This is a genomic window from Thermostichus sp. OS-CIW-29 (genome assembly GCF_054058195.1).
In genome coordinates this window covers 58445-80460 of record NZ_JBSSAB010000004.1, presented here as the reverse complement: position 1 = coordinate 80460, position 22016 = coordinate 58445, and the positions used below count along the sequence as shown (strand labels likewise).

17 protein-coding genes and 2 tRNA genes are annotated in these 22016 nt (G+C 59.6%); 14 read left to right on the top strand and 5 right to left on the bottom strand.

Annotated features, from left to right (window positions below; genetic code table 11):
- Positions 1–187 precede the first annotated feature (187 nt).
- Positions 188–1567: a diaminopimelate decarboxylase gene (lysA, locus tag ACVWZJ_RS02720; RefSeq protein WP_011433248.1), complete on the bottom strand. Its 1380-nt coding sequence runs from the start codon at positions 1565–1567 to the stop codon at positions 188–190.
- Positions 1568–1788: 221 nt separating this feature from the next.
- Between lysA and ACVWZJ_RS02715 the strand changes: the two genes are divergently transcribed.
- The 5 genes from ACVWZJ_RS02715 to ACVWZJ_RS02695 all read left to right on the top strand — a co-directional run bounded on the left by ACVWZJ_RS02715 (position 1789) and on the right by ACVWZJ_RS02695 (position 10709).
- A tRNA-Tyr gene (locus ACVWZJ_RS02715) sits at positions 1789–1874 on the top strand.
- An 8-nt stretch (positions 1875–1882) separates the two neighbouring features.
- Positions 1883–1954, top strand: a tRNA-Thr gene (locus ACVWZJ_RS02710).
- A gap of 134 nt (positions 1955–2088) precedes the next feature.
- Positions 2089–4878 carry a cation-translocating P-type ATPase gene (locus tag ACVWZJ_RS02705; RefSeq protein ID WP_011433247.1) on the top strand — a complete coding sequence of 930 codons (2790 nt, stop codon included), beginning with the start codon at positions 2089–2091 and terminating at the stop codon, positions 4876–4878.
- 241 nt (positions 4879–5119) lie between these two features.
- Positions 5120–9442, top strand: a complete 4323-nt coding sequence (locus tag ACVWZJ_RS02700) for a PAS domain S-box protein (protein WP_457394435.1) — start codon at positions 5120–5122, stop codon at positions 9440–9442.
- Positions 9443–9476: 34 nt separating this feature from the next.
- Positions 9477–10709 carry a hybrid sensor histidine kinase/response regulator gene (locus ACVWZJ_RS02695; RefSeq protein ID WP_457394432.1) on the top strand — a complete coding sequence of 411 codons (1233 nt, stop codon included), beginning with the start codon at positions 9477–9479 and terminating at the stop codon, positions 10707–10709.
- A 35-nt stretch (positions 10710–10744) separates the two neighbouring features.
- Here ACVWZJ_RS02695 and ACVWZJ_RS02690 read toward each other — a convergent pair whose 3' ends face one another.
- Positions 10745–11101, bottom strand: a complete 357-nt coding sequence (locus tag ACVWZJ_RS02690; protein ID WP_457394480.1) for a HesB/IscA family protein — start codon at positions 11099–11101, stop codon at positions 10745–10747.
- Positions 11102–11211: 110 nt separating this feature from the next.
- On the opposite strand from ACVWZJ_RS02690, the gene rnz reads away from it, so the two are divergent.
- The 5 genes from rnz to dusB all read left to right on the top strand — a co-directional run bounded on the left by rnz (position 11212) and on the right by dusB (position 14724).
- Complete coding sequence (gene rnz, locus ACVWZJ_RS02685) at positions 11212–12198, top strand: ribonuclease Z (protein WP_457385202.1); 987 nt, start codon at positions 11212–11214, stop codon at positions 12196–12198.
- Positions 12199–12227: 29 nt separating this feature from the next.
- On the top strand, positions 12228–13091 hold the full coding sequence (locus ACVWZJ_RS02680) for an RDD family protein (protein WP_414375156.1): 864 nt from the start codon (positions 12228–12230) through the stop codon (positions 13089–13091).
- Between the two features lie 91 nt (positions 13092–13182).
- Positions 13183–13377, top strand: coding sequence for a 50S ribosomal protein L33 (gene rpmG / locus ACVWZJ_RS02675; RefSeq protein ID WP_011433240.1), 195 nt, complete (start codon positions 13183–13185; stop codon positions 13375–13377).
- A gap of 29 nt (positions 13378–13406) precedes the next feature.
- Complete coding sequence (rpsR, locus tag ACVWZJ_RS02670) at positions 13407–13622, top strand: 30S ribosomal protein S18 (protein ID WP_011433239.1); 216 nt, start codon at positions 13407–13409, stop codon at positions 13620–13622.
- Positions 13623–13638: 16 nt separating this feature from the next.
- Positions 13639–14724, top strand: a complete 1086-nt coding sequence (gene dusB / locus ACVWZJ_RS02665; protein ID WP_414417759.1) for a tRNA dihydrouridine synthase DusB — start codon at positions 13639–13641, stop codon at positions 14722–14724.
- An 81-nt stretch (positions 14725–14805) separates the two neighbouring features.
- On the opposite strand, the gene leuB is transcribed toward dusB, so the two are convergent.
- From leuB to petB, 3 genes are all read right to left on the bottom strand, one after another.
- On the bottom strand, positions 14806–15921 hold the full coding sequence (leuB, locus tag ACVWZJ_RS02660) for a 3-isopropylmalate dehydrogenase (protein ID WP_457394427.1): 1116 nt from the start codon (positions 15919–15921) through the stop codon (positions 14806–14808).
- Between the two features lie 185 nt (positions 15922–16106).
- Positions 16107–16619, bottom strand: coding sequence for a cytochrome b6-f complex subunit IV (gene petD / locus ACVWZJ_RS02655; RefSeq protein WP_011433236.1), 513 nt, complete (start codon positions 16617–16619; stop codon positions 16107–16109).
- Positions 16620–16717: 98 nt separating this feature from the next.
- Positions 16718–17365, bottom strand: a complete 648-nt coding sequence (petB, locus tag ACVWZJ_RS02650; protein WP_041436518.1) for a cytochrome b6 — start codon at positions 17363–17365, stop codon at positions 16718–16720.
- 188 nt (positions 17366–17553) lie between these two features.
- Between petB and ACVWZJ_RS02645 the strand changes: the two genes are divergently transcribed.
- From ACVWZJ_RS02645 to ACVWZJ_RS02630, 4 genes are all read left to right on the top strand, one after another.
- The gene (locus ACVWZJ_RS02645) at positions 17554–18831 is read left to right on the top strand and encodes a S41 family peptidase (protein WP_457394425.1); all 1278 of its coding nucleotides are present in this window, start codon (positions 17554–17556) and stop codon (positions 18829–18831) included.
- A 154-nt stretch (positions 18832–18985) separates the two neighbouring features.
- Positions 18986–19540, top strand: coding sequence for a phycobiliprotein lyase (locus ACVWZJ_RS02640; protein WP_414522112.1), 555 nt, complete (start codon positions 18986–18988; stop codon positions 19538–19540).
- Between the two features lie 74 nt (positions 19541–19614).
- Positions 19615–20127 (top strand): hypothetical protein, encoded by a 513-nt coding sequence (locus ACVWZJ_RS02635; RefSeq protein ID WP_457385195.1) that lies wholly within the window; start codon positions 19615–19617, stop codon positions 20125–20127.
- 437 nt (positions 20128–20564) lie between these two features.
- Positions 20565–21905, top strand: coding sequence for a hypothetical protein (locus ACVWZJ_RS02630; protein WP_457394421.1), 1341 nt, complete (start codon positions 20565–20567; stop codon positions 21903–21905).
- Positions 21906–22016: the final 111 nt, after the last annotated feature.

Sequence of the window (22016 nt, the reverse complement as noted above, 5' to 3'; positions counted from 1 at the left end):
GCGGACCTTCTGCCTGGTGCCGTTCTGCACCTCAGAACCCCTGTTGGACTGCGGCCCCCAGACCAGCCTACCACTCACCTCCTGGCTGTCTTCCAGTCTTTCTCGCATGAGGTGCGTTGGCTGCGGTCGGCGCTGCCAGGAAAGGCTGTGCCTCTACTGACCAGATGGGTATGGGCAAACTTCCCCTTCAACGCAGCAACCGCTCTGGCAAGACATCTTGACGGATTAAGTCGGCATAAGTTTCTCGCCGCACAATCAACTGGGCCTCTCCCTCGTTGACCAGCACCGCGGCTGGCCGAGGGAAGCGATTGTAATTGGAAGCCATGCTGTAGTTGTAGGCCCCCGTCGCCAAAACCACCAACACTTCTCCTGCCATTGGGGCGGGCAGAAGCACATCCTTCAACAGCACATCCCCCGACTCGCAGTGCTTGCCGGCCACCGTTACCCGCTGCGTGGCCTCTGCCTCTGGTCGGTTGGCCAGAAGGGCGGTATAGCGGGCTTGATAGGTGATCGGGCGGGGGTTGTCGGACATACCACCGTCGATGGTGATGTAGGTGCGTCCTTGGGGCAGGTCATCGCTGGGAGGGATCCGCTTTTGCCCTCCCAGGGTGTAGGCGGTCACGGCAGCCGGCCCAATCACAGATCGTCCGGGCTCGCAGAGCACCTTGGGCAAAGGGATCCCGGACTGGGCAAAGGCTTGTTGCACCGCCGTTGCCACAGTTTCCACCCACTCCGGGATGGAGGGGGGATCATCGGATTCGATATAGCGGATCCCCAGGCCCCCACCCACATTCAGCTCTTGTAGGGGCAACCCTCTGCCCAGCCCTTGCCGCCAGATCTGGGCCAGCACCCCCGCCAGGTCGCGGTGGCCCTGTAGATCAAAAATCTGTGACCCAATGTGGGCATGGAGCCCAACGCACTGCAGTTGGGGATGGGCTGCCAAAAAGTCAAACACTTCCGGCAGTTGCCATTGGCCGATGCCGAATTTGCTGTCGGTTTGTCCGGTGCGGATGTACTCGTGGGTGTGGACGTCAATACCAGGGTTAACCCGCAGGAGCAGCCGCGCTGGCCGTGCGGGCGTGGTCAGGGCCGACACCTGCTGCAGTTCGTACAGGCTATCGACCACCAAAGTACAGCCCGTCTCCAGGGCCAAGTTCAGCTCGTCGAGAGACTTGGCGTTGCCGTGCAGATAGAGATCTTCACCTTTGGCCCCCGCCTGCAGGGCCGTGTACAGCTCCCCGCCAGAAGCCACATCCAACCCCAGCCCTTCTTGCAGCGCCAATGCACAGATGGCCAGGCAATTCCAGGCTTTCGTGGCGTACAAAACCCGGGATCCCCCGGCGTAGCAGCGGGCCCAGGTGTCACGGTAAAGCTGGCAGGCGCGGCGCAGCGTCCATTCGTCCAGGATGTAGAGAGGGGATCCAAACTGGCGCACCAGCTCCACCACGTCGCACCCCCCAATTTCCAAGTGCCCCCGGCTGTTGATACGGCTGGTCAAGGGGCGCAAAGACTGGTTGGGGGAAAGGGTCTGCTCTGGATGGGTGGGAGTGCCGAGGGTCGAAATCATGGTCAGGAGTCAGAAAACTGTCTTAAACGATATCAAGTTCCTTATTCAGTTTGTCTTGAAAAGTGCCCAGCTCTAACCCGATCCCTTTATACCCAGCTCTGGGGCTGCCTCGTTCCGCTTCGACTCTGACTCCTCGGTTTTGAGATGGCTGACAATTGGCACAGTGGGAGTGTGTCTGACTTACGCAACACCTTCTGCTATGATGAAAGACCGGTGTCAACGGGTCGATGCCCGAGGGGTTAAAGGGGGCGGACTGTAAATCCGCTGGCTTACGCCTACGTTGGTTCGAATCCAACTCGGCCCACCATCGGCTTTGCCCACGTGGCTCAGTGGTAGAGCACCCCCTTGGTAAGGGGGAGGTCACGAGTTCGATCCTCGTCGTGGGCTTGGCGCTCTGAAGATGATCCCAGCCGCTGGCGCTAGAAGAGCTATGGCCCGAACAACTGGGGAGATGACAAGAATCCTCCCCCTCGAGGGCGGGGAGTATGTCAAAATGCGGCAAGAACCCTCGAGTGGTCGCGATGATCCCACCGGATGGATCCCCCCTTGCTTCTGTTCCTGCCTGGCATAGCCTCACCCTCGCCGCTGCCATCCAGAAGTTGCAGACCGATCCCGATCGTGGCCTCACCACTCAGCAGGTGATCCAGAGGCAGCGGCAATATGGCCCCAATGAGCTGATCACCACTTCTGGCCGTAGCTCCTGGCAAGTCCTGCTGGATCAATTCCGCAACATCATGCTGCTGATGCTGATCGCCGTAGCGGCGATCTCAGCCACTTTGGACTTGCAAGAAGGCGAGTTTCCCAAAGATGCCCTGGCCATTTTGTTGATCGTTGGCCTTAACGGTGGCCTGGGCTATTTGCAAGAAAGTCGGGCGGAAAAAGCGCTGGCGGCCCTGAAAAAACTGGCCTCCCCTACTGTGCGGGTGGAGCGGGATGGCCTGTGGCAAGAAGTTCCAGCCAGCCAACTGGTGCCGGGGGATCGCGTGCTGCTGGAAGCCGGGGTACAGATCCCAGCCGATGGGCGCTTGGCCGAGGCCGTGAACCTGCAGGTGCGGGAAGCAGCTTTGACCGGAGAAGCCACCCCTGTAACCAAACAGGCAGATTGCGTACTCCCGCCGGACATCGAGCTGGGGGAACGGCGCAACATGGCCTTCATGGGCACCGAAGTGATTCAGGGGCGAGGGATCCTCTTGGTTACTGCCACCGGCATGAACACGGAGCTGGGCAAGGTGGCGAAGCTGCTACAAACGGTGGAAAACGAGCCCACTCCCCTGCAGCGGCGCATGAGCCAACTGGGCAATGTGCTGGTGTCGGGATCCCTGGCTTTGGTGGCCTTGGTGGTGGGGATAGGGCTGCTGCAAGCCGGGAGCATGGCCCCTTTCACCTCGCTTCTGGAAACCTCCTTGAGCATGGCCGTGGCCGTGGTACCAGAGGGGCTGCCCGCGGTTATCACTGTCACCCTGGCCATTGGCACCCAACGCATGGTGCGCCGCCATGCCCTCATCCGCCGCCTGCCGGCAGTGGAGACCCTGGGATCCGTGACCACCATCTGCTCCGACAAAACCGGCACCCTCACGGAAAACAAAATGGTGGTGACCGACATCGTTACCCCCGACCGCCATTACCACGTCAGCGGCAGCGGTTACATTCCCAAGGGATCCTTCTACTGCGGCGGCCAGCCCATAGATCCCGGGAGCGCCCCGGATCTGCAGGCCATCTTGCGGGCCGTGGTGTTCTGCAACGATGCCCTGTTGCAGGCCAGTCTCCAACCTGTTGCCGGGCGTAACCCTCGGTCTGCAGTTTCTTCCCCCCCTTCAACGCCCACCTGGTCCATCCTGGGGGATCCCACCGAGGCCGCCCTGCTGGTGGCAGCCGCCAAGGCCAACCTCCACAAAGGCTCTTTACAGGAGCGCTACCCACGGGTGCAGGAGCTCCCCTTCAGCTCGGAACGAAAACGCATGAGCGTGGTGATCCAAGAAAACGGCGGCTACTGCGTCTACACCAAGGGATCCCCAGAGCTGGTGCTAGAGCGGTGTGATCGCATCCAGAAAGGGGGCACTTGGCAGGAGCTGTCGGAAACCGATCGCCAAGCCATCCTCGGCACCAACAACCGCCTGGCCGCCCAAGGTATCCGGGTTCTGGGGGTAGCCACCCAGAGGCTAGAGCGGATCCCGGACAACGGGGAAGAGGTGGAGCACAACCTGGTTTGGCTGGGCTTGGTGGGGATGCACGATGCTCCGCGACCAGAGGCGCGAGAGGCCGTGGCCCGCTGCCGAGAAGCCGGGATCCGCACGTTGATGATTACCGGCGACCACCAACTGACAGCTGTTGCCATTGCCCGCCAGCTGGGCATTCTCGAGTCGGAGGATCAGGCGATTGACGGGCGTACCCTCTCCCGCTTGAGTTTCGAGGAGCTGCTGCAAACGGTACAAACCGTCAGGGTCTATGCCCGCGTCGCCCCCGAGCACAAGCTGCGCATTGTCCAGGCCTTGCAAAAGCAAAACGAGTTCGTGGCCATGACCGGGGATGGGGTCAACGACGCCCCTGCCCTGCGCCAAGCGGATATCGGCATTGCCATGGGCATCACGGGCACCGATGTGAGCAAAGAGGCCAGCGATATGGTGCTGCTGGACGACAACTTCGCCACCATCGTGGCAGCCATTGAAGAAGGGCGAGTGGTTTACAGCAACATCCGCCGCTTTGTGAAGTACATTTTGGGCAGCAACATCGGTGAGGTGCTGACAGTGGCTGCTGCCCCCATCCTGGGCTTGGGGGATGTGCCGCTGACGCCCCTACAGATCCTGTGGATGAACCTGGTGACCGATGGCCTGCCCGCTCTGGCCTTGGCTTTGGAACCGGCGGAGCCAGGGGTGATGCAGCGCCCCCCCTTCAACCCCAAAGAGAGCATCTTCGCCCAGGGGCTGGGAGCCTACATGGTGCGCATCGGCGTGGTTTTTGCCATCTCCACAATCCTCATGATGGCCATTGTGGAAGCCTACATCCCCCACTGGCGCACGATGGTCCTCACCACCCTGTGTATCGCCCAGATGGGCCATGCGCTGGCCGTGCGCTCCAACGAGAAGCTCACCATCGAGACCAACCCTTTTTCCAACCCCTACCTGCTGGGCGCGGTCCTGACCACTCTGCTCTTGCAATTGGCTCTGCTCTATGTGCCTTTCTTGCGCAGCTTCTTTGGCACAGAGGAGCTAACCCGCACTGAACTTTTGATCTGCTTGGGCTCTAGCACCGTGGTTATGGTCTGGGTGGAGTTGGAAAAACTCTATTGCCGCTGGCGCAAGGGATCCCGCTGAATCTTCACAATTATTTTTCACAATAAAGCATCTTCACAATAAAGAGTCTCTCTCCCTACTGCACCCAGAAACAAAGCTTTGAGCCAAGACTCATTTCCCCAAAAAGCCACTCTTGAGGAATCCTGCCCATTGCATAGAGGCCATTTCCGCAAGTTAGCTGAGCTTCCCCTTTTGACCTCCAAGATAAGCTGGAAAGACTTGCTGGGATACTGTGGAAAGGGGGCAGGAATCTCTGGGTTCTATGCACAGAGAGCTATGGGCGGTAGGGAAAACGGTGGGCCTGGTGGATCCCTCTGGCCTTGCCTTTTGGCTGCTGGGATCCCTCTTCTTGGCTCTCCTGCTGCTTGGCGTCAGCCTGGGGGAAAGTCAGCCGCTTTCTGTCTTCAGAGGGATCCTGGGATCCCTTTCTCGAAGATTTCCCTTCCAACCTCCTAGAGGCACCCCCAGCCCAGAGGCTCGTTTTCGGGCAGCCTTGGAAGCCAGCTTGGATGCTATTTACCTGCTGGAGGCGGTGCGGGATCCCGTTACCCGCGAGATCCGCGACTTTGTCTTTGTGGATGTCAACGCCAAGGGGGAAGAGCTCATTTCCCTCCAGCGCCGGCAGATCATCGGCCAGCGGCTGTGCGAGCTGCTGCCCATCAACCGCTGGGGGGGCTTTTTTGAGAAATACAAGCGAGTGGTGGAAACCGGCATTCCTCTGGAAGAGGAGTTCCCCATTTCGGGGCAGCCGGGCTTGAAGGCCAGTTGGATCCATCACCAAGTGGTGCCGGTGGGCGATGGGATCCTCATCACCAGCCGCGACATCAGCGAGCGGGTCAAGATGGAGCGGGCTCTACAGGAAAGCGAGTCTCGCTACCGCGCCCTCTACGAGGCCATTCCCGACTTGATTTTTGAGCTCAGCGCCGAGGGAGTCATTCTTCATTGCAAGCCTTCCCCTTACGTTCCCACCCGACATCCGCCTGAGTTTTACGTGGGTTGCCGCGCCCAAGACGTGTTTACTGGCTCGCTGAAAGAGCAGTATCCATCTCTGGCGGAGGGGGCCTTGGTCAGCCAGACGCCGCAGTACCTAGAGTACGAAGTTGAGATTGAGCCGGGGATCCGCTGCTATCGGAGAGCCTGCGTTGTCGCTCACGGGAGAGACAAAGTTTACATCCTGGTGCGAGATATCACCGAGCGGAAACAGGCGGAGTTGGCCCTTAGAGAAATGGAAGCCACCCAGCGGGCCATTCTCCAAGCCATCCCCGACCTTATTGTTCGCCTGAATCGCCAGGGCATCTGCCTGAGTTTTATTTCCGGCGGCGATGTCCATCTTGACTGCCCAGCAGAGCGCCACTTAGGTCGATCCCTCCAGGAGATTCTGCCGCCAGCGCTGGCCGAGCAGCGGCTTTTCTATGTTCAGCAAGCCCTGGCCACCCAAACCCAACAGCGCTACGAGTACAGCATTGAAGTTCAAGGGGAGGTACGCTACGAAGAGGCCCGCATTGTCCCTCTCAACAGCCAGGAAGTCCTGGCAATCGTGCGGGATATTACAGAAGCCAAGCAGGCGGAGCTGGCCTTGAAAGCCGCTGAACAAGTGCAGCGAGCCATTCTAGAAGCCATTCCCGACTTGATCTTCCGCCTGGATAGCCAGGGCATTTGCTTGAGCTTTGTCTGGGGGGGCGAGGTTGTTCCCTATAGCTCACCCGACACCTACGTGGGCCGATCCCTGCAGGAGCTTTTGCCACCGGAGTTGGCCGAGCGGCGGCTTTTCTTTGTTCAGCAGGCTATAGCTACCCAGACGCGGCAGCGCTACGACCAAAGCATTGAGATTCAAGGAGAGACCCGCCACGAAGAGGTGCGCATTGTGCCCCTCAACCCCCAAGAGGTGGTGGTGATCGTCCGCGATGTAACCGACAGGGTGCGATCCCAGCAGGCCGTCCAGGAAAGCGAGCAGAAGTTCCGGGCGCTGTTCGAGAATGCCGCTGTGGCCATCCTCATCCGCCATGCCGAGACCGGCGAGATCCTGGAGGCCAACTCCCAAGCCATTTCGGCCTATGGCTTCTCCAGCCTGGAGGAGCTGCGGGCCTTCGACGCTTCCGAGCAGTCTCCCTATCGCCAGGCTCTTCGGGGCGGGGAGTTCTCGCTGCAGTCCTACTTGGAGCAAGCCCGCCAGCAGGGATCCGCCCGCTTTGAGTGGCACTGGCAGCGGCAGGATGGCCGAGTTGTCTGGGAAGACGTGTTTGTGCAGCCCCTTGTCTTGCGCGGGATCCCGTGTTGGGTGTTTACCGCGGTGGACATCACTGCCCGCAAGTCGGCAGAAGCGGAGCTGGAGCAGTTTTTCTCGGTGGCTCTGGATTTGCTTTGCATTGCCGATGCCCAAGGGTACTTTCGCCGTCTCAACCGAGCCTGGGAGACCACCCTGGGCTATTCTTTGCAGGAGCTGCAGAGCCGACCCTTTTTGGAGTGGGTTCACCCGGAAGATGTCCCCGCCACGCAGGCGGCCATGCAGCAGCTTATCGAAGAGAAACGGCTGGATCACTTTGTCAACCGCTACCGCACCCAGGACGGCAGCTATCGTTTCATCGAGTGGCGAGCCTCTTTGGCCGGATCCCTGTTCTACGCCGCCGGACGGGATATCACCGTAGCCAAGCTGGCAGAAGAGCAGATGAAAGCAGCCAAGGAAGCTGCCGAAGCCGCCAGCCGCGCCAAGAGCGAGTTCCTGGCCACCATCAGCCACGAGATCCGCACCCCCATCAACGCCATTTTGGGGATGACCAGTCTACTCCTGGACACCTCCTTGGATCCGCAGCAGCAGGATTGGGTACAGACCATCCGCTATGGAGGCGAGGTGCTGCTGAACCTAATCAACGACATCCTCGATTTCTCCAAGATCGAGTCCCAAAAACTGGAACTGGAGGAAATACCCTTTTCCTTGCCGCAGTTGGTGGAAGAGCTGCTGGATTTGATGGCCGCCCAAGCCCAGAGCAAGGATCTGGAACTGGTGGCTTGGGTGGATCCCAGCCTGCCGCCAACCTTGATAGGGGATCCCAACCGGCTGCGCCAAATCCTGGCCAATCTGCTCAGCAACGCCATCAAGTTCACCCCCCAGGGAGAGGTGGTGGTGACCGTCGAGGCCGGGGAGAGGGATCCTGAAAAGCAATGGGTCAACGTTCAGGTGCGGGATACAGGCATTGGCATTCCCCCCGAAAAATTGGATCGCCTCTTCAAGCCCTTCAGCCAGGTGGATAGCTCCATCAGCCGCCAGTTTGGGGGCACCGGCCTGGGCTTGGCCATCAGCCAGCGTCTCTGCCAGCTCATGGGGGGAGCAATCGGGGTGGAAAGTCAGCCGGGCCAGGGATCCACTTTTCGCTTTCGCATCCCCCTAAAGAGGCCAGACCAGGAGCTGTTGCCAACCGCCGCACCGGATCCGTGCTTGGCCGGCAAGCGGGTTTTGCTGGTGGAAGATAACGCCAGCCAACGGCAGTTGCTATCCCGACTGCTGAGCGCTTGGGGCATGGAGGTAACCTGTTGCGCCTTGGCAGCAGAAGCCCAGGCTGCAGCTAGAACCCATTCTTTTGACCTAGCCCTGCTGGATGCCACTCTGCCAGGCCAGGATGGCCTAACCTTGGCGGCTAACCTGCGGAAAGCGCAACCCCACCTGTTGCCCATGGTGCTGACGGGGCGCAACTTCATCTCCACAGCAGACCCTCTCCCCACTTTGGCCAAGCCGGTCAAAGCCTCCCAACTGCGGAAGCTGCTGCTGGGGCTTGTGGGAGAAAAAGCTCCTTCCTCCTTATCTTCCTCTCCCGCCGCTCCTCCCTCCATTTGGGACGCGACCCTGGCCAGCCGCTACCCACTGCAGATCCTGGTGGCAGAGGATAACCCGGTTAACCAGAAGGTGATTCGCCTCATGCTGGAGCGATTGGGCTACCGGCCCGACATAGTCGGCAACGGTCTGGAAGCCGTCCAAGCTCTGCGCCTGCGACCCTACGATCTGGTGTTGATGGATATGCAAATGCCGGAGCTGGATGGTCTTGCGGCCACCCGTCGCATCCGCGCTGAACTGCCTCCTGAGCGCCAGCCTCGCATTGTTGTCCTCACGGCCAATGTGTTTTCGGAAGGCCGTGCTGCCGCCGAAGCTGCCGGGGTGGATGGCTACCTCACCAAACCCTTGGAGCCAGCCGCCCTAGTCCGGGTTCTTCAGGGATCCCTTCCCCTTCCCATCCCGGCCAGCCAAGAAGAGGATCCGCCCCTCGACCCCGTTATCCTCGCCCAGATGCGGGCAGTCTTCAGCTCTCCAGAAGCCTGGCAGGAGATGATCCAAACCTACCGGCAGGACAGCGAAGCTCTATTGGGATCCCTGCGGCAGGCCCTAGAGCAGCGGGATCCCCAAGCCATTGCTCGGTTGGCCCACCGCCTCAAAGGCGGCAGCAGCACCCTGGGCGCCAAACGTCTGGCCGAGCTGTGTCAGCAGTTGGAAAAGCTGGTTCATGCCGAGCCAGCCAGTTCTGTAAAATGGGACACTATAGAGCAAGCCGTGCAGAAGCTGGAAGTGGCATATCGGCAAGTTATCCTTAGTCTCTGAGTGCAGAGCCTTTCTCCCTCTCCTCTCAATGCCTATGCTGAGGCCCAATCCCCACCCTCCGCCCAGCTCGCCGGCGGTTCCTGAGGCCCAGGCGGGATCCCCCTCGCCTGAAAAGAAGCCGTTGTTGTTGATCGCGGACGATGAGCCCAGCCAGCGACTCTTGATTCGCTACGCCCTTGAGCGAGAAGGCTACCAAGTCCTGGAAGCCAGCAGCGGCGAAGTCTGTCTGCAGCTAGCCGCTCAACACCCAGTGGATATGGTCTTGCTGGATGCGGTCATGCCGGATGTGGATGGGTTTGAGTGCTGTCGCCGCCTCCATGCTCAAAACTCGGATCTGCCCATTCTCATCGTCACGGCGCTGGAAGATGAGTCCTGCGTGGATGAAGCCTTTGCTGCCGGGGCCAGCGATTACATTTCCAAACCCATTCGCTGGTCGGTTTTGAAGCGGCGCATCCGCCACCTGATCCAGGCCAGCCAAGCCCAACGCCACCTGCGGGAACTTAACCAAGCCCTAGAAGCCAAAGTGCAGGAACGTACCGCCCAGCTGGCCTGCCAGGTGCAGGATCTGCAGCAGCTCAACCGCCTTAAGGATAGCTTTCTGGCCAGCGTTTCCCACGAGCTGCGCACCCCCCTCACCAAGATCAAGCTGGCCCTGGAACTGTTGGGCCGCACTTCTCTCAACGAGAAGCAGTGCCAATACCACCGCATCGCTTTGGAAGAGTGTCAGGCTGAAATTGAGCTGATCAACAAGTTGCTGGATCTGCAGGGCCTGGAAGCCAAAGAGTTGAGCTCTGCGGCTGCCGCCATCGATCTCCACAGCCTTTGCACAAGCCTGCTCGACGGGGTGCGAGAACGGGCTCAGGCTCGGCAACTGAAGCTGGAGATGGCAGAGCCGACCTCATTCCCGGCAGTGCTCTACAGCTACCCGCAGCGGCTAACCCTGATCCTGAAGGAACTGCTGGAAAATGCCTGCAAGTTCACCCAGCCGGGCGGAACCCTCCGCTTAGAGGGGCAAGCCTTTCCCGGTGGGGTTGAGTTAAGAGTCGGCAATACCGCCCAAATCGAGCCTGAACACCTGCCCCACCTTTTCGAACGCTTTTACCGTGTGCCTTCTGAGGATCCCTGGGCGCAACCGGGCAGCGGCCTTGGACTGGCCTTGGTGAAGCAGTGGGTGAAGTATCTGCAGGGCCAAATCCGGGTCACCAGCCAGAAGGGATGGACTTGGTTTGTCCTTTGGCTGCCCAGCCTAGAGCCCTCCAACCGTTGACGCCCAAAGGCGGGTGGGAGGCAGCGATTGAGACTTTAGTGACCAACGACAGCAGCAGTCTCAGCAGTGGCAAAGGAGGTGCCACACCCACAACTGGCGACTGCGTTGGGGTTCTTGAAGCGGAAGCCACCGCCCAGCAGATCCTCGGAAAAGTCGACGGTGGTGCCGCTGATCAAGGTCATACTCAAGGGATCCACCGCCACCTGGATATCCCCAAAGTCGAAGGTATGATCGTCAGGGTTGGCCCGAGACTCGAAGTTCATTACGTAAGAGAGGCCAGAGCAGCCGCTCGGCTTGACCCCTAGACGCAGGATGGGCTGGGATCCCTCTTTTTCGTACTTGCTGCGCAGGCGCTTCAACTCTTGGATGGCGCTGTCGGTCAGGGTGATCATGACGAGAAGGCTCAAGGGTACGTTCTACTCCCCATCCTATCAAGGGTTTTTTCTCGGCCAGCGAGAGCAATTGGTAAGCTAGGGATCCCAATCCTTGAGGTCTTGCCCCTGTGACAGATCCCAACGCCATTCGGATCACCTTTTTGGGCACCAGCTCCGGCATGCCCACCCGCCAGCGCAACGTCTCCGGGGTGGCGGTGCAGTTTCCCCAGCGGTCGGAATGGTGGCTGTTCGATTGCGGCGAGGGCACCCAGCACCAGTTGCTGCGCCTAGACGAGCTGCGCCCCAGCCAGTTGCGCCGCATTTTTATCACCCACATGCACGGGGATCACATCTACGGCCTGCCGGGGCTGTTGGCCTCCTGTGGCTTGGGCAGCACCCCTGAGCACATCGATATCTACGGCCCGCCGGGCCTGGAAGAGTACCTGAAGGCCGTGTTGCGCTACAGCGAGACGCGCATCCCCTACGGCTTCCGCGTTCACACCGTCGAAACCGGTCTCATCCTGCAAGAGCCGGAATACTCCGTCTTCTGCGCGCCCTTGGATCACCGGGTGCCCGCCTTCGGCTACCGCGTGGTGGAACAGGATCGGCCAGGCAGCTTCAATGCAGCCAAAGCCCAAGCCGATGGGATCCCCTTTGGCCCTCTGTATGGGCAGCTCAAGGCCGGCCAATCCATCATCTGGCAGGGCCGCTGCTTTCACGGACGGGATTATGTCGGGGATCCCATTCCGGGCCGCAAATTCTCCTACTGCACCGACACGATTTTCTGCCGCAATGCTGTTGATCTCTCCCGGGCTGCGGATCTGGTCATCCACGAGGCTACCTACGCTCAGGCTGACTTGGAGCTGGCCCGCCGCTCTAAGCATTCCACCGCCGCCATGGCCGCCCAAGTGGCCGCCGAAGCCAAAGCTCAAGCCCTAATCCTCACCCACTTCAGCCCCCGCTACACCCCAGAGGCCCCCATTACCTTGGAAGACCTGCTGGCAGAAGCTCAGGCCATTTTTCCCAATACCCTGCTGGCCCGCGATCGGCTGACCTACGAGATCCCCCGTCGCAGCCCGTCCCCTCTGCCGGTGGGTGTGGGCTTGCCTCGCTAGAATGGTAGAACTGACTGTCTCAACCGGCAATGACGGATCCCAGACCTTACCCCGAACGCCCCCAATTTCCAGAGCGGCCCAAAACCGAACAACTGGATCAAAGTGCTGGCGAGTGGCGAACCTTCAGCGCTTTGCCCCCTGCCACTTCTCTGCCCCCGGTTCAAGCCGAGCGGCCAGCCCCGCAAACGGCTGCTGAGGGAGAACCCCTGCCAAAATTGGCTCCCTGGAGCAAACGAATTGGGGCCTTTGCCCTCGACTTTGGGCTGGGGCTGGGGATCTCCTACCTAGCCCAAGGCTTGGCTGCTCTGGTAGGGGCCAATGCAGGCGCCGTGGACATGACCGGCTATCTCGCCTTCTTCGCCACCTGGCTGGTGAACCGCGGCTATTTCCAGTCCCGCCCTGAGGGCCAAAGCCTCGGCAAATGGCTGCTGAACATCAAAACCCTGGATCCCGAAACCGAAGCCTCGCCGCACCTGGTTCGCTCTCTGGCTCGAGAGGGAGTGCTCTCCCTCTTTGTGCTCACGGAGGCCCTGCTGGTGCCTCTGGCTGCGGATGGGCTGTTTGCCGTCTTCGACAAGGAAAAACGCCAAACCATTCACGACCGGGCTGGACGCACCCTGGTCGTGGAAGCGGAGCGGGGCTATCACCTGGATGAAAAAGTCCTGCAGTTTTTGCAGGACATCCTAGAGGGGGACGCTGCTGACGACGTCAAATCGGCTGCTCGCGACCTGCTGCGCCAAGCCCAGCGCAATGACACCGTGCGGGATCTGTCCAAGCAGTTGCAGCGCCTGAGCAAAGATGTGGATCGCAACGCCCGTAGCCTACGGCAACAAACGGGCAAGCAAGTGAAAACTTGGGTTGATTCCGTCAAGGAAAAGTTGGATAATTGGTGATCGCGCTTATCGAGGTAAACCCCCATCTCCAGCCTCAGGATCTGGGATTGCAGTTTCCTCATTGCCGTTTACCTTCGTCTTGGGATCCGTCATGGCCAAAGCAAAGGGTGCCCGCATCATCATTACTCTGGAGTGTACGGAGTGCCGCACCAACGTCAACAAGCGCTCTCCAGGCGTGAACCGCTACACCACCACCAAAAACCGCCGCAACACAACAGCCCGCTTAGAGCTGAAGAAATTCTGCCCCCACTGCAACCGCCACACCGTCCACAAAGAGATTAAGTAGTTCAAGCCGTTTCGCCGTTCTCCTACTCTATGGTTTACGCTCGCCGCCGCCTGTCTCCCATTAAGCCGGGAGAGCCCATTAGGTACACCGATGTGGAGCTGCTCAAGAAATTTGTTACCGAGCGAGGCAAGATCTTGCCCCGCCGCATCACCGGCCTGACTGCCAAACAACAGCGGGAGCTCACCGCCGCGATCAAACGAGCGCGCATCATGGGTCTTCTTTACTTTGTCAACAAAGAGGGATAGCCTTCTCCGGATCCCGATGGGCCTGCAGCTTTCGCCGGAACTCCAAGCCCGCTTGTCCCAGCCCCTCAATATCGGCGGGGTAAAAGTTTTGAGCCGCGTCTTTCAGGCGCCACTGTCAGGGGTAACCGACCAGGTCTTTCGAGGGCTGGTACGCCGTTTTGCCCCCCACAGCTTGGTCTACACGGAAATGGTCAGCGCGACCGGCTTGCGCTATGCCCGCCAGTTGCCCCGCATCATGGAGGTTGGCGAGGGAGAGCAGCCTATTGGCATCCAACTGTTTGATTGTCGGCCCGACTTTCTGGCGGAAGCAGCCCGCATGGCTGTGGACGAAGGGGCGACCTTGGTGGACATCAACATGGGCTGCCCGGTGAACAAGATTACCAAAAACGGCGGCGGCTCTTCTCTGCTTCGCGATCCCGACACGGCAGCGCGAATTGTGGAGGCGGTGGCCAACGCAGTGGAGGTGCCCGTAACCGTGAAAACGCGCCTGGGCTGGTCAGATCAGGAGATCAACATTTTGGATTTTGCCCACCGTCTGCAGGAGGCAGGGGCGCAACTGCTCACCCTGCATGCCCGAACACGCGCCCAAGGCTTCAACGGCAAAGCCCGCTGGGACTGGATCCGCCGCGTCAAACAGCACCTGCGCATTCCCGTCATCGCCAATGGGGATATTTTCTCGACAGCCGCAGCGGTGAAGTGTTTGGAGGAAACCGGAGCCGATGGGGTGATGTGCTCCCGCGGCACCATGGGCTATCCCTTTCTGGTGGGGGAAATCGATCACTTCCTGAAAACCGGTCAAGAAAGACCGGCCCCCACTCCCCTGGAGCGGATTCAAATGGCCTTAGAGCATCTGCGCGGTCTCTGGGAGTACAAGGGAGAACGTGGCATCCGTCAGGCCCGCAAGCACATGACTTGGTACATCAAAGACTTTGCCGGAGCCTCTCAATTCCGTGCTCTCCTCTGTCGCATTGAGACGGTGCAGGAAGGGGAAGCCCTGCTTCTTCAAGCCATGGAGCGCTGCCAAGAAGCCACACCTCGACCGGAAGAGGCCATTAAAACCACCGAGGAGGTCGACCTTCTCCCTGAAGCCGGTTGGGCGTAGCTCCAAGGATCCCCACAATTGGAAATTGCTTGGAAATCGCCGCACGTCTGCCTTGGCTGTAGCCTGTGGCCCCGAAAAAGGCTATTGCGCCTGCTGCTGGGACAGGGCTGCCACCAACTTTTCTCCCATTTCCTGGCAACCCACTAAAGTCATTCCCTCAGAGTAGAGGTCTGGGGTGCGGTACCCTTGCGCCAAAACGGCTTCTACCGCCTGTTCGATGCGGTCGGCAGCTTGCGGCTGATCCAGGGAGTAGCGGAGCATCAGGGCGCCGGAGAGCACCTGGGCAATGGGGTTGGCTTTGTCTTGTCCGGCAATGTCGGGGGCCGACCCATGTACCGGCTCGTATAGGCCGGGGCCAGAGGATCCCAGAGAGGCAGAGGGCAGCATACCAATAGAGCCGGTCAGCATGGCCGCTTCATCGGAGAGGATATCGCCGAAGAGATTGCCCGTGAGGATGACGTCGAACTGCTTGGGCCAGCGCACCAACTGCATGGCGGCATTGTCGATGTACAGGTGGGAAAGTTCCACCTCCGGGTACTCAGCCGCAATGACATTGACCCGCTCCCGCCACAGTTGCGACACCTCGAGAACGTTGGCTTTGTCCACCGAGCAGAGCTTGCGCCGGCGTTTGCGGGCCAGCTCAAAGGCAACTCGGGCAATCCGATCCACCTCAGCTTCGCTATAGACCATGGTGTTCACGCCGCGCCGGGATCCTTGGGCATCCGTGAAGATTCCCTTAGGTTGGCCGAAGTAAATGCCCCCCGTCAGCTCCCGCACTACCACCAGGTCGATCCCCGAGATCACCTCTGGCTTCAGGGAGGAAGCCCCCACCAGTTGAGGGAAGACTTTTACCGGGCGCAAGTTGGCAAACAGCCCCAGCCCCGCCCTCAAGCCCAACAAGGCCCGCTCCGGGCGTTTCTCAGGAGGCAGAGCGTCATACTTGAAGTCGCCGACAGCAGCCAGATAAACGGCATCGCTCTCTTGAGCCATTTTCAGGGTTTCTGCCGGCAAGGGATCCCCGGTCTGGTCGTAGGCAGCCCCGCCGATTAGGCCCTCTTGCCACTGGAGAGCAAATCCCATCTGCCGGGCAACTGCATCCAAAACGGCTCGTCCCACCCGCATGATTTCGGGGCCGATGCCATCTCCGGCAAGGGCTGTGATCCGATAGGTTCGAGCAGTGGGAGAAGGAGCGCTCATGGGCAGTCAAGCTGAAAACGCGGGCGTAGAGATACTACCACTTCGGCGGGCTGGCCCATCCCTTGGCACACAGGTTTGCAGACAACTTCTCCAAAAAGCTCTCCAAAAGAGAAAGTGCAGCCCGGCCACCGACCTGCTGCACTCTCGAGCGAGCAACCCACCAAGCTGCAGTCCCAGATGTTCCTCTAGAACAAGCCCAAGGTGACCCACTTATCCAAGGGCAAGGTGGCACCTATGCCCAGGTAGAGGGTGACCAAGGTGCCGATCAGGAACACCGTTGTCGCCACTGGGCGGCGCAAGGGGTTTTGGAACTTGTTGACGTTTTCGATGAAGGGCACAAACAAGAGACCCACAGGAATGGCAGACATCAGAGCAATTCCCAACAGCTTGTTGGGAGCAATCCGCAGGATGTGGAAGGCGGGGTAGAGATACCATTCCGGCAGAATTTCCAGAGGCGTAGCAAAGGGATCCGCCGGCTCACCCACGCCTGCAGGATCCATAACCGACAGGCCGACAATCACCCCAATAGTGCCCAAGATCACCACCGGAAACATAAAGAGCAAGTCGTTGGGCCAAGCGGGCTCACCATAGGTCATGTGGCCCATGTTTTTCTTCAGCTTGGCTACAACTTTGGGGTTGTCTAGATCAACCTTGCGGGTAATGGCCTCGGTCGCTATCACCTGTTTTGAGACAGCCATGGGAGTTCTCCTTATCTAGGGACAAAAGTTCTGAAAAAGGGGCAGGTAAAGATCCCAGTTACCAGGAAAGTCAAAGGCGTCTGGGAGTCAAACCTTGCTCACAAAGGCCCAGAAATGCCTTGGCGGCGGATCATCAAAAAGTGCATGGTCATAAAGACTGCGGTCAGCCAGGGTAGCACGAAAGTGTGCAAGCTGTAGAAGCGAGTCAGGGTAGCTTGACCAACCGCTTCGCCACCCCGGATCAGTTGCACCAACAAGTCGCCCACCACCGGAATGGCACTGGGCACACCGGAGACGATCTTGACTGCCCAGTAGCCCACCTGATCCCAGGGCAGGGAGTAGCCGGTAACGCCAAAGGAGACGGTCAGCACCGCCAAGATCACGCCGGTTACCCAGGTCAGCTCACGGGGCTTTTTGAATCCCCCTGTCAGATAGACCCGGAAGGTGTGTAGGATCATCATCAGCACCATCATGGAGGCGCTCCAACGGTGGATGGAGCGCAACAGCCAGCCGAAGTTCACCTGGGTCATGATGTAGTTCACCGATTCAAAGGCCTCAGCCACCGTCGGACGATAGTAAAACGTCATGGCGAAGCCGGTGGCAAACTGAATTAAGAAGCACACCAGCGTCACCCCGCCGAGGCAGTAGAAGATGTTAACGTGAGGCGGAATGAATTTCCCTGTTGCGTCGTCGACGAAAGGCGTAATCTCCAGCCGCTCGTCCAACCAGTCGTAAACTTTGCTCATAATGCCTGCAATTCTTGAAATTGGATCTCGAGGGCGGGGCAAGCCCACTCCACTCAGCAATGTAACACAATCTTTTAACACCATCCTGGCGTCGGGCTCAGCTTGGGGACGAAGATCTCGATCCCAGGAGGCCAGGCAAGTTTTCGATATTGCGTTTTGTTCATGTTTCTTAATGTTTTTTGGGATCGATGGTTGTGCAGAAGCCGAGATACACAGGGATCCGCTGGAGAGGGTGGGGGATCCGCATTGTCTTGCTTGGGTGTTTGCTCTGGGCGAGTTTGGGCATTGGCGCCTGTCCGGTGCAGGCCAGCCGTTGGGGAGAAGAGCAGCAACTGCTGGCGCAGGCTTGGGCCTATGTGGATCGGGCCTATGTGGATCCGGGGTTTAACGGGCAAAACTGGTGGCAGGTGCGGCAGCGGTTTCTCTCCCGGCCCTTAAAGGAGCGCAAGCAGACCTATCAGGCCATTGAGGAGATGTTGGCCACTCTGGGGGATCCCTTTACTCGCTTTCTGGATAAAGAGCACTACCTCAGCCTGCAGACCTCCACAGCCGGCGAGCTGAGCGGTGTCGGCTTGCAGATTGCTATCGATGAGCAGGGGGCGGTGCGGGTGATTGCCCCCATGGAGGGCACTCCTGCCGAGCAGGCCGGGATCCAACCTCAGGATGAGATTTTGGCGGTGGATCGGGTGCCGGTGGCGGGGCTGAGCCTGGACGAAGTGGCCGAGCGGATGCGGGGGCGCAGCGGCACGCCGGTTACTTTGAAGCTGAGGCGGCAGGATCGCATTTGGGAGGTGGAGCTGGTACGCCAATCGATCACCATCAACCCCGTGCGCACCCGTTTTTTTGAGCTGCCTCAGGGATCGGTGGCCTACATTCGCCTCAGCCAGTTCAACGGCAATGCTGCCGCTCAAGTCCGCCAAGCCATTCAGGCCGCAGAAGCTCAAGGGGTGCGGGGCTACATTCTCGATTTGCGCAACAATCCGGGGGGACTCTTGCAGGCGGCCATTGAGATCGCCCGCTTCTGGATCCCCAAGGGTGACATTGTGCTGGTGACGGATCGCCACGGCATTCAAGACAGCATTCCCGCCACCGGCGAGGTGCTCACAGAGGCGCCGCTGGTGGTCTTGGTAAATCAGGGCAGCGCCAGTGCCAGTGAAGTGTTGGCCGGGGCACTTCAGGATAGTGGGCGAGCCCAACTGGTGGGAACGCGCACCTTTGGCAAGGGTCTGATTCAATCCCTGCTGGAGCTGGCGGATGGCTCGGGGCTGGCGGTGACCACGGCCAAGTACCTTACCCCCAGCGGCCACGACATCCATCGCCAGGGGATCCAGCCCGATGTGGTGGTGGCGGAGGGATCCGCTCCTCTGACGGCGGAAACCTTGGCCGGGCCGGAGGACATCCAGCTGCAGCGAGCCTTGGAGTTGTTGGGGCAGACCCAAGGGATCCCGGTGGCCAAAAGCGGGTGAGGGAGGAGATCCCGCTCCAGACCCAGATCTCAATCGTTGGCATTAGGATTTGGATTCCTGTTTGTTTTCAATTCGTTTTAGGATCAGAGGCAGGGTTTTCTGGGCCACTTCTCGGCTCCAGCGCCGGTTTCTGACTCTGTCCGCTCCCGCCCGCATGAACGCTATCCAGCAATTTCACCACTTTTTCAACTGCTGCATTGGAGCTTGGCGCACAGAGCGCACCTACCATTACCTAGACCGTGGCGAGGTGGAGCGCTCCCGCACCGAGTTCACCATTCGCACTCTCACCCCTGAGCTCAAGCACAAGGTGCTCACCGACAACAACTACCCCAACCACAACGTGGATGGTTTTTTGGGCTTTCACTTGGCTTTCGAGACGGTTTCCGAAAAGGGGGAGGAGGCCGGGCAAGAGCTGAACATGCTGTTTGTCCCTCGGCAGGAAACCCCCCTGGGGCTGCAGGGAGACTACCTGCGGGATCGGGCCTACGAGGAAGATCGCCCGATGGTGGCGGCTTTCCGGTTTGATCCCGGATCCCTGCAACTGGTGATGACCACCACCTACACTCGTGTGGTTGCTGTAGATACCATCACTCTACTGAATCCGCGCCTGCGCCTGCGGCAGATCCTTACCTACCAACGTCCCCCTCAGGGTCAGCCTTTGCAGGAGCTGTTGCTGGTGGGGTTTGGGGTAGAACAGAAGCTGACGTGACCTACTCCCGCACTCATGCTGATGCATAGAGGACGGGGCTTCCCGGCGGTCTAGCTAACCTGCGGATCCTGAGCATGACGCTTCCCGAAGACTTGAGATTGTCTCAGCACTTGGCTCTGATCCAGTTGAGGTTCGAGCGAGGACAATACCGGCAGGCGCTAGAGGAGGTTAAGCAGGCCCAAAGCCGCTATCCGCAGTCGGGTAAGCTACGGCTCTGGCAGGCCCTGGCCCAAGAAGCCCTTGGCGAAACGCAGGAGGCCATCCTGTTGGCCCAAACCTTGCTGCGCAACCCAGATCCAGAAGTTGCCCAGCAGGCTCGCTATGTCTTGGGTATCTGGCAAGCCCCTCGTCTGCGGCGTCCAGCGGAGTGGTTGAGCGAAATTCCCGATCTCAGCCGGCTGGAGGAAGCTGATCCCCCAGAGTACCGCTTGGCCTATGGGCGCTCCCAACGCAAAGGCCCTTCCCCAAGATCTGGGGATCCCCTCAGCCGCCGGGCAGCGGATCCCCCGTTGGACACTAAGCCCCTCATCTGGGTGTTGATCGGGATCCTCTCGACCCTGCTGGCCGTGATGGCTTGGCTGCCCTAGAGGGGGGTATAACCCTCGCCGCTGCTGGGTTAGTGGGGAGCATGCGTCTAACCCCCGAAACCCTGAACTTTGCTGAATTTACTGAGCTTTAGGCGGTTTGGCAAAAGTCATTGAGAGGGATATAGTAGACCAAGTTTCCCCCTGATCCTTGAGTCCACCGCAACGGTTGCCGGGAAGTGAAGGGGGAAAGCGCTCGGGGGGTATTCCTCAGGGCTTTGCGGGATACCGCCTTCCTGTTTGGACTCCGTCCCGCTGACGCGAACAGAGATAGGCAGGATGCGATCGCTTCTTTCCTGAACCATGTTCAGGAGAGTTCAGCGTGAATGTATCAGATACTGGGAATAGAGGAGACGCTAGGTCTAGCTCAGGGGAGCGGATCTGCGTCCAGGGATCCCGACAGGCTCCTCGGCAATTGGGGCAGAAAGCGGAGGTTAAGAGTGGCTACACAAACATTGGTGATGGAGGCAGTGGAGCAGTTGGGCCTGCGGGTCACGCTGGGAGATATTGCATCCAGCACGGGCTTGGCTCTACACGAGGCCAAACAAGAGCTGCTGAATTTGGCCCAAAAGGCGGAGGGGCATCTCCAGGTTTCCCGGCAGGGGGAGATTACCTACGTTTTTCCACCGGATTTTCGCAGCATTCTCAAGCGCAAGGAGCAGCAGGATCAGCTGGCGGCCCTGCGGCGCAAACTGTGGGGGGGCTTCCTCTATGGGCTGCGCATCTCCTTCGGCATCCTGCTGGTGGTGTCGATTGTCTTGATCGTCCTGGCGTTGATTGCCTTGCAAATGGCCAGCAGCCGCGAGCAGGACAATCGCAGCCGGTCGCGGGGGATAGGGTTTTACTACTTCCCCAACCTTTGGATCGGCAACCCCTTCTGGGATCCCTATCCCTACTATGGCAGCTACTCCGGTCGGACGCGCCCCCGCCAGCCGCAAAAATCCGAGCTGAACTTCCTGGAAGCGGTGTACAGCTTCCTCTTTGGGGACGGGGATCCCAATGCCAACCTGGAGGAGGAGCGCTATGCCCTCATTGGCCAACTGATTCGTGCCAATGGGGGGGTGATCGCAGCGGAACAGGTGTTGCCCTACCTGGATGTGGAGCCGGGATCCCCGGCCTTGGAATACGAAGATTACATGCTGCCCATTTTGCTCAAGTTCGACGGTCAGCCGGAGGTCAGCGAGGACGGGGACATTGTCTACCGCTTTCCGGAACTGCAGGTGGCCGCCTCAGAGCGTGAGCCCAAGAGGATCCCCGAAGTGTTGCAGGAGAAACCTTGGGTGTTCAGCCGGGCCACGCCTGGTCAACTGACCCTGGCAGGGGGTTTGGGAGTTCTCAATTTCTTTCTGGCCGCCATTCTCTATGGGGCACGGGAAGAGGTGGCAGCGGCAGCCGGCAGCAATGCTTTTTTAGCCTTCATCTACCCGTTGATCGGCTTCCTCTTCCTCTACGGCACGCTGTTTTTGGCGGTGCCCGCCGTTCGCTGGCTAGCCTTGCAAATCCGCAACCAGGGGGTGGAGCGTCGCAATCGTGTCCGGCAGCTTTGGCGAGAGCATCTGCAGCATCCCACAGAGGCGCTGCTGCGCAAACTCAACTTTGCCCGCCGCTTCCGCCGTCAAGAAGTTGTGCCAGAGTCGGACACCATTTACTCAACCGATCGGGATTTGATCGAGCAGCGGGACTACCGTCTGGACGAGCCGGCATTCCGCCAACTTTTGGAATCCGAAGCTCAGCAGGATCGCCCCGAAACCGAACAAGTGCGCAAGCCGCGTCCCCTCTAGAGAGGTCATGGCCGTTGGGCAAACTCCCGGTCTGCCGTTTGAGCTGAGACCCATTCGAGTTTCTTGCCCAGCCGGAGAATCCGGCGCTTGGGTTTGCTTGGACTTTTTTCT